The organism is Streptomyces chengmaiensis (assembly GCF_029846775.1).
Taxonomy (GTDB): Bacteria; Actinomycetota; Actinomycetes; order Streptomycetales; family Streptomycetaceae; genus Streptomyces; species Streptomyces chengmaiensis.
Genome location: NZ_JARWBG010000011.1, coordinates 72212 through 84620, shown reverse-complemented (window position 1 = coordinate 84620; position 12409 = coordinate 72212). Strand labels below are relative to the sequence as shown.

The 12409-nt window shown below is 72.3% G+C and carries 14 protein-coding genes; 12 read left to right on the top strand and 2 right to left on the bottom strand.

Annotation, left to right across the window (positions count from 1 at the left end; all coding sequences use genetic code 11):
• From QCN29_RS12125 to QCN29_RS12115, 3 genes are all read left to right on the top strand, one after another.
• Positions 1–1275 carry an alpha/beta fold hydrolase gene (locus QCN29_RS12125; RefSeq protein ID WP_279927884.1) on the top strand — a complete coding sequence of 425 codons (1275 nt, stop codon included), beginning with the start codon at positions 1–3 and terminating at the stop codon, positions 1273–1275.
• Positions 1235–1759, top strand: coding sequence for a tRNA (adenosine(37)-N6)-threonylcarbamoyltransferase complex ATPase subunit type 1 TsaE (tsaE, locus tag QCN29_RS12120; RefSeq protein WP_279927883.1), 525 nt, complete (start codon positions 1235–1237; stop codon positions 1757–1759). The genes QCN29_RS12125 and tsaE overlap by 41 nt, the downstream gene beginning before the upstream one ends.
• Before the next feature lie 139 nt (positions 1760–1898).
• On the top strand, positions 1899–2096 hold the full coding sequence (locus QCN29_RS12115) for a hypothetical protein (protein ID WP_279927882.1): 198 nt from the start codon (positions 1899–1901) through the stop codon (positions 2094–2096).
• Between the two features lie 340 nt (positions 2097–2436).
• On the opposite strand, the gene QCN29_RS12110 is transcribed toward QCN29_RS12115, so the two are convergent.
• Entirely contained in the window at positions 2437–3006 is a 570-nt protein-coding gene (locus QCN29_RS12110; protein WP_279927881.1) for a hypothetical protein, read from the bottom strand.
• Between the two features lie 120 nt (positions 3007–3126).
• On the opposite strand from QCN29_RS12110, the gene tsaB reads away from it, so the two are divergent.
• From tsaB to QCN29_RS12080, 6 genes are all read left to right on the top strand, one after another.
• Positions 3127–3780 carry a tRNA (adenosine(37)-N6)-threonylcarbamoyltransferase complex dimerization subunit type 1 TsaB gene (gene tsaB, locus QCN29_RS12105; protein WP_279927880.1) on the top strand — a complete coding sequence of 218 codons (654 nt, stop codon included), beginning with the start codon at positions 3127–3129 and terminating at the stop codon, positions 3778–3780.
• Between the two features lie 20 nt (positions 3781–3800).
• Positions 3801–4271 (top strand): ribosomal protein S18-alanine N-acetyltransferase, encoded by a 471-nt coding sequence (gene rimI, locus QCN29_RS12100; RefSeq protein ID WP_398859181.1) that lies wholly within the window; start codon positions 3801–3803, stop codon positions 4269–4271.
• Positions 4264–5373 (top strand): tRNA (adenosine(37)-N6)-threonylcarbamoyltransferase complex transferase subunit TsaD, encoded by a 1110-nt coding sequence (tsaD, locus tag QCN29_RS12095; protein ID WP_279927878.1) that lies wholly within the window; start codon positions 4264–4266, stop codon positions 5371–5373. Before rimI ends, tsaD begins: the two co-directional genes overlap by 8 nt.
• Before the next feature lie 11 nt (positions 5374–5384).
• Entirely contained in the window at positions 5385–5645 is a 261-nt protein-coding gene (locus QCN29_RS12090) for a hypothetical protein (protein WP_240140195.1), read from the top strand.
• A gap of 100 nt (positions 5646–5745) precedes the next feature.
• On the top strand, positions 5746–6102 hold the full coding sequence (locus QCN29_RS12085; protein ID WP_279927877.1) for a YciI family protein: 357 nt from the start codon (positions 5746–5748) through the stop codon (positions 6100–6102).
• A 44-nt stretch (positions 6103–6146) separates the two neighbouring features.
• Positions 6147–7409, top strand: coding sequence for an RNA polymerase sigma factor (locus QCN29_RS12080; RefSeq protein ID WP_279927875.1), 1263 nt, complete (start codon positions 6147–6149; stop codon positions 7407–7409).
• 144 nt (positions 7410–7553) lie between these two features.
• Here the strand turns inward: QCN29_RS12080 and QCN29_RS12075 are convergent, their stop codons facing one another.
• A complete protein-coding gene (locus tag QCN29_RS12075; protein ID WP_279927943.1) occupies positions 7554–8789 on the bottom strand; it encodes a class I SAM-dependent methyltransferase in 1236 nt (411 codons plus the stop codon).
• A 215-nt stretch (positions 8790–9004) separates the two neighbouring features.
• Here QCN29_RS12075 and QCN29_RS12070 point away from each other — a divergent pair, with 215 nt between their 5' ends.
• The 3 genes from QCN29_RS12070 (at position 9005) to groL (ending at position 12281) form a co-directional block, all read left to right on the top strand.
• Positions 9005–9937 (top strand): polysaccharide deacetylase family protein, encoded by a 933-nt coding sequence (locus QCN29_RS12070; RefSeq protein WP_279927874.1) that lies wholly within the window; start codon positions 9005–9007, stop codon positions 9935–9937.
• A 306-nt stretch (positions 9938–10243) separates the two neighbouring features.
• On the top strand, positions 10244–10552 hold the full coding sequence (gene groES / locus QCN29_RS12065) for a co-chaperone GroES (RefSeq protein WP_066995800.1): 309 nt from the start codon (positions 10244–10246) through the stop codon (positions 10550–10552).
• Between the two features lie 100 nt (positions 10553–10652).
• On the top strand, positions 10653–12281 hold the full coding sequence (gene groL / locus QCN29_RS12060; RefSeq protein WP_240140192.1) for a chaperonin GroEL: 1629 nt from the start codon (positions 10653–10655) through the stop codon (positions 12279–12281).
• Positions 12282–12409 lie beyond the last annotated feature (128 nt).

The following is a 12409-nucleotide window of genomic DNA, read 5'->3' as shown; positions in this document are numbered from 1 at the left end:
GTGAGCGAGAGCAGCACCGAGGACGCCGCTGCCGCCGCATCGGCGGCAGCAGCAGCCGCGACGGCTGCGACGGCCGCGGCGGGGGGCTGGCGCCGGGCGGGTGTCGCCGGCGCCGCGATAGGGGTGCTCGCGGCCGGCGCCGCAGCGGGCGTCGCGGTCGAGCGGCTCACCGTCGGCCGTGGGATGCGCAGGAAGGCGCGGCTCGCCCTCGACGCTTCGGGGCCGTACGGTTCGCTGCGCGGCACCCCCGGCAAGGCGGTCGCCGACGACGGCACCGAGCTGTGGTACGAGGTCGACGAGGTGGACCCGGAGACGGCGGGCGGCCAGGCGGGGCCGCGCCGTCGCAGGCTGTTCGGGCGCAGGTCGCCCGCGCCGGTGACGGTCGTCTTCAGCCACGGCTACTGCCTCAGTCAGGACTCCTGGCACTTCCAGCGCGCCGCGCTGCGCGGGCTGGTGCGCACGGTGTACTGGGACCAGCGCAGCCACGGCCGCTCGGCGCGCGGCCTGGCACAGGCGGGCCCGGACGGCGTGCCGGTCACCATCGACCAGCTCGGCCGCGACCTCAAGGCGGTCATCGACGCCGCCGCCCCCGAGGGGCCGCTGGTGCTGGCCGGCCACTCCATGGGCGGCATGACGATGATGGCCCTCGCCGCGCACTGCCCCGAACTGGTGCGTGAGCGGGTCGTGGGCGCCGTGTTCGTCGGCACATCGGGCGGCCGGCTCGGCGAGGTCACCTACGGGCTGCCGGTGGTGGGGGTGAACGCGGTGCGGCGGGTGCTGCCCGGCGTGCTCAGGGCGCTCGGCTCACAGGCCGATCTGGTGGAGCGCGGGCGGCGGGCGACGGCGGACCTCTTCGCCGGGCTGATCAAGCGGTACTCGTTCTCGTCGAAGGACGTGGACCCGGCGGTCGCGCGGTTCGCGGAGCGGCTGATCGAGTCCACGCCGATCGACGTGGTCGCCGAGTTCTATCCGGCCTTCGCAGAACACGACAAGTCGGCGGCGCTGGAGGTCTTCCTGGAGGTGCCGGTGCTGGTGCTGGCGGGGGAGCGGGACCTGGTCACGCCCAGCTCCCACAGCGAGGCCATCGCCGACCGGCTGCCGGACGCGGAGCTGGTGCTGGTGCCGGACGCCGGCCATCTGGTGATGCTGGAACACCCGGAGACCGTCACCGACCGGCTTGCCGACCTGTTGGCGCGGGTCGGCGCGGTGCCGCGAGCGGCTAACGTTGACCCGTATGGAAGCACCGCACAGCAGCCCGGCACGTCCGGCGGCTGAATCATCCCTCCAGTTCCCGGTCGACTGCCCCGAACAGATGCAGGAACTGGGGCGCAGGCTCGCGAAACTGCTGCGCCCCGGGGACCTGGTCATGCTCAGCGGCGAGCTGGGCGCGGGCAAGACCACGCTGACGCGCGGGCTCGGGGAGGGCCTGGGAGTACGGGGGGCGGTGACCTCCCCGACGTTCGTCATCGCGCGCGTCCACCCGTCGCTGACCGGAGGGCCGGCACTCGTCCATGTGGACGCCTACCGGCTGGGCGGCGGCCTGGACGAGATGGAGGACCTCGACCTCGACGTGTCGCTGCCGGAGTCGGTCGTGGTCGTGGAGTGGGGCGAGGGGAAGGTCGAGGACCTGTCCGAGGACCGGCTGCACGTGCGGATCCACCGGGTCGTGGGCAGCACGGACGACGACCGGCGCGAGGTCACGCTGACCGGATACGGGGAGCGGTGGACGAGCGTGGAACTGGGGGCGGCGGCGGGCTGAGCCCCCAGCGCGGAGGGCTGTACATTCCGACGAAGACGCCGACAGGCTGTCGGTAAATTGTTGCATCGGGTCGGCGGGCGTGGTGACATGGTAGTCAGTCCTGGTTAGGTGTGCCTAACTAAGCCCCCGGGAGGCTTCCATGCCGGCATCCGAGCGCGAAGCGCAGCGGACGCAAGCGCCGTCGTCGACGCCGTCGCCGTCGGGCGTCCCGATGAGCGACCTTCTGGCGTCCTGCGCCGCTGCGAACGCGGTCTCGACCCCGCCGCGGGCGGGACGCCGTCCGGCGGAGCCGGCGGATGAGGGCGCGGAGGAGAACGAGCGCCGCACCGCCGCGTAGCGGCCTCCGGCCCGGTTGTCGGCCTCCTCGCGGTGCGTGGGCTCCTTCCCCGCCCACCCGCCCCTTCTGCGTGTGGGCCCTCGCCCTCACACCCGTGCGGCACCGGCTCGCTGCCAGGCTCCCCGTTCCTGTGGCACCGGCTCGCCGCTGGGCTCCCCGGCCCCGCGGAGCCGTGGCCCGTGGGCGTTCGCGGGGGTGTGGAGCCGGTGGCCCGTGGGCGTTCGCGGGGGTGTGGAGCCGGTGGCCCGTGGGCGTTCTCGGGGGTGTGGCGTTGCTCGTGGCCTTGGGGGGAGTGCTGTACGCCCCGCCGGAGGCGCATGTTCTGCGGGGGAACCCCGTGTCAGGGGAGGACGACCACCTTGGAGCCGATCGTCGCGAAGCGCCACACCGCGTCGCCGTCCGCGCGGGCCATCCGGACCCCGCCCGTCTTCTTCGACGGGTCAGGCGCCGCCGTCGACCCGTCCACGGCCGCGCTGAAGCCGACGGTCACGCCGTCGACGCTCGCAAAGCGGACCACATGCTCGATCGGCACGCCGTCCGATCCGGTGACGCTGCCCGACCGGGAGGTGACGGAGTAGGCACCCGGCTGCGGGCTCACGGTGGACGGCATGACCTCGAAGGTGCGGATGGCTTCGTTCTTGTCGTCCACCAGCCAGACCCGTCGGTCCTTCAGCGCGTACACCACGCGCACACCCGTCCCGGAGTCGGCGGGCAGCACCGTCGGGTCGGGCTTCCCGGCTGCCGGACCGCCGGGCGCGCCGGACGCCCCGGGGGACGGGGAGACGCTCGGCGTACGGGCCTCGCCCAGATCGTCGGGGGCGCTCGCAGACGCCTGGTAGGCGAGGAAGCCGACCGCCGCCAGCGCGGCCGCCGTGAGCCCGGCCACCATCCCCGAGCTGCTCCGTGCCACCCGTCCGCCCACCTTTCCCCGCGCACCTGTGCGTACCCGTCGTTCGGGGGTGACGGTAGCAGCCGCCGTCGCCTCCGACGGGACGCCTTGCACCGCCCGCCGTGGCCGTAGGCTGTTTGCGTGCTCTTGCTCGCCGTTGATACCGCCACCCCCGCCGTCACCGCCGCTCTGCACGACGGCCGCTCCGTCGTCGCCGAGTCCACTCGCGTCGACGCGCGGCGGCACGGGGAACTGCTGCTGCCCGCCGTCGACCGCGTCCTCGCCGAAGCGGGGGTGAAACCGGCCGCCGTCACCGGTGTGGTCGTCGGCGTCGGCCCGGGCCCGTACACCGGGCTGCGCGTCGGCCTCGTGACGGCCGCGACGTTCGGCTCCGCTCTCGGGGTGCCGGTGCACGGCCTGTGCACGCTGGACGGCCTTGCACACGCCTCCGGCCTGGACGAGCCGTTCACGGTGGTGACGGACGCGCGCCGCAAGGAGGTCTACTGGGCGCGGTACGACGCGGAGCGCAGACGCGTCACCGAGCCCGCGGTCGACCGCCCCGCGGAGATCGACGGGCAGGTCGCCGGACTCCCGGCGGTGGGCGCGGGGGCGGCCCTGTATCCCGAGGTGTTCGCCGACATCCGCGGACCCGAGCATGTGTCGGCAGCCGCGCTGGCGGACCTGGCCGCGCGGAAGCTGGCCGCGGGCGAGGAGTTCCTGCCGCCGCTGCCGCTGTATCTGCGCCGCCCCGACGCGCAGGTGCCCAGGAACTACAAGGTGGTCACCCCCAAGTGACCGCCCCTGTGCTGCGCGAGATGCGCTGGTGGGACCTGGAACAGGTGCTGGATCTCGAACGGGCGCTGTTCCCCGAGGACGCCTGGTCGCCGGGCATGTTCTGGTCCGAGCTGGCCCATGCGCGCGGTCCGCTGGCCACCCGCCGCTACGTCGTGGCCGAGCGGCCGGCCGACGGACGTGTCGTCGGCTACGCCGGGCTGGGGGCCGCCGGCGGCCTCGGCGACGTGCTGACCATCGCCGTCGCCCCCGAAGCCCAGGGCGGCGGCCTCGGCTCCCGGCTGCTGACCGAACTGCTCCGCCACGCCACCGCCTTCGAGTGCGACCAGGTGCTCCTCGAAGTGCGGGTGGACAACACCAGGGCCCAGAAGCTGTACGAGCGCTTCGGCTTTGAACCCATCGGCTTCCGCCGCGGCTACTACCAGCCCGGCAATGTCGACGCCCTCGTCATGCGCCTGACCGTACAAGGAACTGAGAATCGACAAGATGGCTGACGAACCCCTCGTACTCGGCATCGAGACCTCCTGCGACGAGACCGGCGTCGGCATCGTCCGCGGCACGACGCTGCTCGCCGACGCCGTCGCCTCCAGCGTGGACACCCACGCCCGCTTCGGCGGAGTGGTCCCGGAGATCGCCTCGCGCGCGCACCTGGAGGCGATGGTCCCGACCGTCGAGCGCGCACTGAAGCAGGCGGGCGTCGGCGCCCGGGACCTCGACGGCATCGCCGTGACCGCGGGCCCCGGTCTCGCGGGCGCGCTGCTCGTCGGCGTGTCCGCGGCCAAGGCGTACGCGTACGCGCTGGACAAGCCGCTGTACGGGGTGAACCACCTGGCCTCGCACATCTGCGTCGACCAACTGGAGCACGGCCCGCTGCCCGAGCCGACGATGGCGCTGCTGGTCTCCGGCGGCCACTCCTCGCTGCTGCTCGCGCCGGACATCACCAGCGATGTGCGCCCGATGGGCGCGACGATCGACGACGCGGCGGGCGAGGCCTTCGACAAGATCGCGCGCGTGCTCGACCTGGGCTTCCCGGGCGGTCCGGTGATCGACCGGCTGGCCAGGGAGGGCGACCCCGAGGCGATCGCGTTCCCGCGCGGGCTGAGCGGACCGCGGGACCCCGCGTACGACTTCTCATTCTCCGGCCTGAAGACCGCTGTGGCCCGCTGGATCGAGGCCAGGCGCGCGGCCGGCGAGGAGGTGCCCGTGCGGGATGTCGCCGCGTCCTTCCAGGAGGCGGTGGTCGACGTGCTGACCCGCAAGGCCGTACGCGCATGCAGGGACGAGGGCGTCGACCATCTGATGATCGGCGGCGGCGTCGCGGCCAACTCCCGGCTGCGGGCGCTCGCCGAGGAACGGTGCGAGCGCGCGGGCATCCGGCTGCGCGTGCCCCGGCCCGGGCTGTGCACGGACAACGGCGCGATGGTCGCGGCGCTCGGAGCGGAGATGGTGGCCCGCAACCGGCCGGCCTCCGACTTCGAACTCTCCGCGGACTCCTCGCTTCCCGTGACCGACCCCCATGTGCCGTCACCCGCGCACAATCACCGGCACAGCCATGATCATGTGCATGAGATCAGCAAGGAGAACCTCTACTCGTGAGGCTGGCGCTGATGTGGGAGGCCCGGGCCGTCCAGGGGCGCGGCGCGGAACTGCTGGAGTGGGCCCGGGCGCAGCGCCTCGCGCGCGATCCGCTGCGCCGTGAGACGTTCCGGGCGGCCGGGGACCGGGTGCTGGTCATCACCTGGTGGGAGACGGACGACGGAGGGGCCCAGCCGCCCGAGCTTCCGGAGCCGGACGCGGACCTGATCACCCGTCCGGTGCACCGCTGGCGCTTCGAGTCGGTCGATGCGGCCGGGCCGGAGAACTTCTGAGAAGAATTTCTCCCGGGGTGTCGATCCGGGGCCGTCCCGTTCGACGCATGGGGTGAGAGGCGGGGAACGGCCCCGCCCTCCTGCGACCCGAGGAGTCACCATGCCGCGTTTTCTGTCCATGGTCCGCGTCGACGAGTCCGCCATCCCCGCCGGCGGCCCCAGCCCCGAGATGATGCAGCGCATGGAGGCGCTCCTGGAGGAGATCACCAAGGCCGGGGTCATGCTGGACACCGCCGGGCTCACCCCGTCCTCCCAGGGCGTCCGCCTGAACTGGAAGGACGGCAAGGTGTCCGTCACGGACGGCCCCTTCACCGAGGCGAAGGAGGTCGTCGGCGGCTATGCGATCACCCAGTGCAAGGACATGGCCGAGGCCCTTGAGTGGGGCAGGCGCTTTCTGCAGGTCCACGACGAGGATCTGCCGGTCACCTGCGAGATCCGGCAGATCGCGGAGGACTGACCGTACGATCCGCTGGCCCGCGCGCCGGACGGATGCTCTGATGGGTGTCCGTGACAGCAGCGACCGACACCGTGCCGAGTACCGTCGAGACCGTCTTCCGCATCGAGGCCGCGCGGATCATCGCCGCGGTGGCGCGGATCGTGCGGGACGTCGGCATAGCGGAGGAGCTGGCGCAGGACGCGCTGGTCGCAGCACTGGAGCAGTGGCCGGAGTCGGGTGTCCCGGACAACCCGGGCGCCTGGCTCATGGCCACGGCCAGGCACCGCGCCGTCGACCTCGTACGGCGGCGTGAGACCTATGCGCGCAAGCTCGCGGAGGTGGGGCGAGACCTGGAGACCGCCGCGCCGTGCGAACCGGGCCCGCAGGACGCCGACCCGGACGCCATCGACGACGACGTGCTGCGGCTGGTCTTCACCGCCTGCCACCCCGTGCTGGGCCCGGACGCGCGGATCGCTCTCACACTGCGGCTGCTCGGCGGGCTGACGACCGGCGAGATCGCCCGGGCGTTCCTGGTGCCCGAGGCGACGGTCGCCCAGCGGATCGTGCGGGCCAAGCGGACGCTGGGAAGAGCCGGAGTGCCTTTCGAAGTGCCGTACGGAGAGGACCGCGCCGCGCGTCTGGACTCCGTCCTCGAAGTCATCTACCTCATCTTCAACGAGGGCTACTCGGCCACCGCCGGGGACGACTGGCTTCGTCCCGCGCTGTGCGAGGACGCGCTGCGCCTGGCGCGGGTCCTGGCCGGTCTGATGCCGAAGGAGCCGGAAGTCCACGGCCTGGCCGCCCTGCTGGAGTTCCAGGCCTCACGGCTCCGGGCGCGCACCGGTCCGGACGGCGAGCCGGTGCTGCTCGCCGACCAGAACCGCGCCCGGTGGAACCGGCTGCTGATCCACCGCGGCATCGAGGCGCTCCAGCGGGCGGGGCACGGGCCGTACGGCCCGTACACCCTGCAGGCCGCGATCGCCGCCTGCCATGCGCAGGCGGTGCGCTACGAGGACACCGACTGGGCGGCGATCGCGGCACTGTACGGGCAGTTGGCGCGCCTCGCCCCGTCCCCGGTCGTCGAACTGAACCGCGCCGTCGCCGTCTCGATGTCCGAGGGTCCGGCAGAGGGCCTCGCCCTCGTGGACGCACTCTCCGCGGAACCCGCCCTCAGGGGCTACCACTTGCTGCCGAGCGTCCGCGGCGACCTCCTGGCCCGTCTGGGACGCATCGCGGAGGCCCGCGCGGAGTTCGAGCGCGCAGCCTCGCTCACCGGCAACGAACGCGAGCGGGAGCTGCTGCGGACGAAAGCCGCAGCCCTTCCGTAACCGAGGGCTCCGCCCGCTGTACCCCCGCGCGTCAAGCTCCCCCGGCTACCGCTGGGCGGTACCCCCAGCCGGGGCTGAACTTCAGACCGTCCGGCGATTGAGGCACGGCCGAAGGCCGTACGGGGTCCGGGGCGGAGCCCCCGGTTACGGGCAGGGCTGCAGGGGAGAACCGACCGGCCGGCCCAGCAGCATCGTCGGGGCCCCCGCCACCCTCGTCAGGAACACCGTCACCGCGTGCGGGCCGCTGCCCAGCGCGGACTTCACCTTGCGGCGCAGTTCCTCCGGCTCCACCGCCGAGCCGCGCTTCTTCACCGTCAGCACCCCGGTCCCGCGCTCGCGCAGAAGCGCCTTGAGGCGCTTGACGTTGAAGGGGAGTTCGTCGGTGATCTCATAGGCCGTCGCATACGGCGTGGGGCGGAGCTCGTCGGCGGTGATGTACGCGATCGTCTCGTCGATCAGCCCGCCGTCGAGTTCCTCGGCCGCCTCGGCGACCAGATGTGCGCGGATGACCGCGCCGTCGGGCTCGTACAGATAGCGGCCCACCTTCCGTACGGGCGGATCGGGCAGGCCCCGGCCGGTCAGGGAGCGGGGGCCGGGCAGCAGGGTCGCCGTCACCGTGCCCGGGCGGGTGCCGAACCAGAGCACGGCCTCTTTGACCTCGCCGCCGTCGGAGATCCACTCGGCTTCGGCGTCCTCGGGGACCGCCTCGTGGGGGATGCCCGGAGCGACCTTCAGGGCGGCGTGCGGGCGGGTGCGTGCCGCGCCGACCGCCCAGGACAGCGGCGGGGAGTAGGCCTCCGGGTCAAAGATCCGCCCGCCGCCCGCACCGGGGCCGCGCCCGCCGCCTGCACCGGGGCCGCCGCGGGCCGCCGACCCCGCTCCGCCGCGCCGCGCGGGGTCGACGAAGACGGCGTCGTACGCCGAGACGTCGACCTCCGTCACATCCGCGCAGCGGACCTCGATCAGGCCCGCGAGACCCAGGGTCTCGGCGTTGGCCCGCACGACCTCGGCGGTCAACGGGTCCCGGTCCACGGCGAGGACGCGGATGCCCGCGCGGGCGAACGCGATCGCGTCTCCGCCGATGCCGCTGCACAGATCGGCGACGCTGCGTACGCCGAGAGCGGCGAGGCGGCCTGCGCGGTAGGCGGCGACGGAGCGGCGGGTCGCCTGCTCGACGCCGTTCGGGGTGAAGAACATCCGCTGGGCGTCGTCCGCGCCGAACTTCGCGGCGGCCCGCTGCCGCAGCCGCGCCTGCCCCAGGGCGGCGGAGACGAGCTCCGCCGGGTGGTCGCGACGCAGCCGGGTGGCGACGGCCAGCTCCTGCGCCGGGTCGTAGGAGGCCAGGCCCGCCAGCAGCGCCGCGCCCTCCTCGGTGCGCAGCGCGGCGAAGGAGACGAGGGGGTCGGAGGAGGCCGAGGAGGCTGAGGAGGCCGAGGGGGCGGAAGAGCCTGAGGCGTCGGAAGCGGGCGGGGCGGCGGGGTCAGGGGCGTTCACCGGGACATTGTCGGCCAGGCGGGGGATGGTCCGCTCGCGGCGGCGGCGCCGACGGGGTGTCGCGCCGGGTGCGGCGCGCCGTGCTGTCAGGATGCGACGCCATGCAGCTTGTCAGACAAAAGGTAAGCATTAGGTCATATCGACAAGGGGGGAGGGCGTCGCGGCCCGGCGCGGCGCTCGTCGTCCTGCTGGCCGCCGCCCTCGGCTCCGGCTGCGGGGTCGCAGACGGCGACGCTTCCCGGCCCGCCGCCGGCCAGGACGCGCGGCAGGGTGCGGCCGGCGCCCTCACCGCGTATGTCGAGCGGGTGAAGAAGGAGCACGCCGCCCGCGTCGCCGCGGCCCGCAGGTGGGGCCTGAAGCAGACGCCGCTCACCGCGCCTTCGCCCCCCGCGGCCAAGCCGGAGATCGCCACGCGCAAAGGGTTCGAGGTCGCGGGCGGGGCCTCGCTGCCGCCGGTCTTCACCACGGTGCCGGTGAAGGAGAAGGTCGTCTTCCTGACCATCGACGACGGCATGGAGAAGGACCCGGATCTGCTGCGGATGATGTCCGAGCTGCGGATCCCGTACAGTGCCTTCCTCAGCGACTACCTGATCGAGGACGACTACGGCTACTTCAAGCGGATGCAGGACCGCGGGGTCGCCCTGCACAACCACACGCTGAACCACCGCTATCTGCCCGCCCTGTCGTACGCCGAGCAGAAGGGGGAGATCTGCGGTCAGCAGGACAAGCTGGAGAAGCGCTATGGCACCCGGCCCCGGCTGTTCCGGCCGCCGTACGGCAACTACAACAAGGACACGCTGCGCGCCGCCCAGTCGTGCGGGATCAAGGCGGTGCCCCTCTGGGCGGCAGAAGGGTTCCCCGACCGGATGGAGTGGCGGGAGTGGGACCGGGATCTGCACCCGGGCGACATCATCCTCACGCACTTCCGGGGTCGGGGGGATTGGAAGGGAACGATGCCGGACATGATCCGTCGGGTGATGAACACGGTGACGGCGAAGGGCTACGCCGTCGCCAGGCTGGAGGACTACCTCTGAGCCGCCTGCGGGTGCCTCTGAGCCTGCGCCTGCGCCCGGTCAGAGCAGTGGGAACGCCGCCGGGTGCCGCTGCCCGGCGGGCCGGACGGCCGACGGCCTTCGGACACCGCACGGCCGAAACGGGTGCTCTACTGGCACTCCGCTTGACCGAGTGCTAATCGCGGTCATAGTCTCGGCTCTGGCACTCCCCACAGGAGAGTGCCAGACACAGCGACAGGCAGGTCCGGCACCCGCGACGACGGATCCACCTGGTCGCCACCTCAGATCAGTTAACCCCGTGAGATCTCCGAAGGGGGAGGTCGGATCGTGACGACCACCAGCTCCAAGGTTGCCATCAAGCCGCTCGAGGACCGTATCGTGGTCCAGCCGCTCGACGCCGAGCAGACCACGGCCTCTGGCCTGGTCATCCCGGACACTGCCAAGGAGAAGCCCCAGGAGGGCGCTGTCCTGGCCGTGGGCCCGGGCCGTTTCGAGAACGGCGAGCGCCTGCCGCTCGACGTCAAGGTCGGCGACGTCGTGCTCTACAGCAAGTACGGCGGCACCGAGGTGAAGTACAACGGCGACGAGTACCTCGTCCTCTCTGCTCGCGACGTGCTCGCGATCATCGAGAAGTAATTCACCCGGCAGTGCCGTGATCTGCGCCCCTGGCCCCCCGCGTACGTATGTAAGCCGGGCGCCGGGGGCGCAGTTCCATTGAGAGGACTGAGAAGCTCCCATGGCGAAGATCCTGAAGTTCGACGAGGACGCGCGTCGCGCGCTTGAGCGCGGTGTCAACCAGCTCGCCGACACCGTGAAGGTGACCATCGGCCCCCGCGGCCGCAACGTCGTCATCGACAAGAAGTTCGGCGCGCCCACCATCACCAACGACGGCGTGACCATCGCCCGTGAGGTGGAGGTCGAGGACGCTTACGAGAACCTCGGCGCGCAGCTCGTCAAGGAGGTGGCGACCAAGACCAACGACATCGCGGGCGACGGCACCACCACCGCCACCGTGCTGGCCCAGGCGCTGGTCCGCGAGGGTCTGCGCAACGTGGCCGCCGGCGCCTCCCCGGCCGCGCTGAAGCGGGGCATCGACGCCGCCGTCAAGGCCGTCTCCGACGAGCTGATCGCCACCGCGCGCCCGATCGAGGAGAAGACCGACATCGCCGCGGTCGCCGCGCTCTCCGCGCAGGACCAGCAGGTCGGCGAGCTGATCGCCGAGGCGATGGACAAGGTCGGCAAGGACGGTGTGATCACCGTCGAGGAGTCCAACACCTTCGGTCTGGAGCTGGACTTCACCGAGGGCATGGCCTTCGACAAGGGCTACCTCTCCCCGTACATGGTCACCGACCAGGAGCGTATGGAGGCCGTCCTCGACGACCCGTACATCCTGATCCACCAGGGCAAGATCTCGGCGATCCAGGACCTGCTGCCGCTGCTTGAGAAGATCATCCAGGCAGGCGCGAGCAAGCCGCTGCTGATCATCGCCGAGGACGTGGAGGGCGAGGCCCTGTCCACCCTCGTCGTCAACAAGATCCGCGGCACCTTCAACGCGGTGGCCGTCAAGGCCCCCGGCTTCGGCGACCGCCGCAAGGCGATGCTCGGCGACATGGCCACCCTGACCGGCGCCACCGTCATCGCCGAGGAGGTCGGCCTCAAGCTCGACCAGGCCGGCCTCGACGTGCTGGGCACCGCCCGCCGCGTGACCGTCACCAAGGACGACACGACGATCGTCGACGGCGGCGGCAACGCCGAGGACGTCAAGGGCCGCGTCAACCAGATCAAGGCCGAGATCGAGACCACCGACTCCGACTGGGACCGCGAGAAGCTCCAGGAGCGACTCGCCAAGCTGGCCGGCGGCGTGTGCGTGATCCGGGTCGGCGCCGCCACCGAGGTGGAGCTGAAGGAGAAGAAGCACCGCCTGGAGGACGCCATCTCCGCGACCCGCGCCGCGGTCGAGGAGGGCATCGTCTCCGGTGGCGGTTCCGCGCTGGTCCACGCCGCCAAGGTGCTCGAGGACAGCCTCGGCAAGGAGGGCGACGAGGCCACCGGCGTCGCCGTCGTCCGCCGCGCGGTCGTCGAGCCGCTGCGCTGGATCGCCGAGAACGCCGGCCTGGAGGGCTACGTGATCACCTCCAAGGTGGCCGAGCTTGACAAGGGCCAGGGCTTCAACGCCGCGACCGGCGAGTACGGCGACCTGGTCAAGGCCGGCGTCATCGACCCGGTCAAGGTCACCCGCTCCGCCCTGGAGAACGCCGCCTCCATCGCCTCCCTGCTGCTCACGACCGAGACCCTGGTCGTCGAGAAGAAGGAAGAGGAGGAGGCCGACGCAGGCCACGGCCACGGTCACGGCCACGCCCACTGACGCGCTTCCGACGCGAGCTTGCGGCACACGCTTGTGAGTCCGCGCTTATGAGGCACGTCGCGCACGCAGATGAGGCCCGGCACCCCGCTTACGGGGCGCCGGGCCTCACGGCTTTCCTCTCCGTCTTC

Coding starts and splice junctions, on each gene's coding strand:
- QCN29_RS12085 (WP_279927877.1), top strand. CDS start 5,746: ATGCCGCGTTTTCTGTCCATGGTCCGCGTCGACGAGTCCGCCATCCCC.
- QCN29_RS12115 (WP_279927882.1), top strand. CDS start 1,899: ATGCCGGCATCCGAGCGCGAAGCGCAGCGGACGCAAGCGCCGTCGTCG.
- groL (WP_240140192.1), top strand. CDS start 10,653: ATGGCGAAGATCCTGAAGTTCGACGAGGACGCGCGTCGCGCGCTTGAG.
- QCN29_RS12090 (WP_240140195.1), top strand. CDS start 5,385: ATGTGGGAGGCCCGGGCCGTCCAGGGGCGCGGCGCGGAACTGCTGGAG.
- QCN29_RS12070 (WP_279927874.1), top strand. CDS start 9,005: ATGCAGCTTGTCAGACAAAAGGTAAGCATTAGGTCATATCGACAAGGG.
- tsaD (WP_279927878.1), top strand. CDS start 4,264: ATGGCTGACGAACCCCTCGTACTCGGCATCGAGACCTCCTGCGACGAG.
- tsaE (WP_279927883.1), top strand. CDS start 1,235: ATGGAAGCACCGCACAGCAGCCCGGCACGTCCGGCGGCTGAATCATCC.
- rimI (WP_398859181.1), top strand. CDS start 3,801: ATGCGCTGGTGGGACCTGGAACAGGTGCTGGATCTCGAACGGGCGCTG.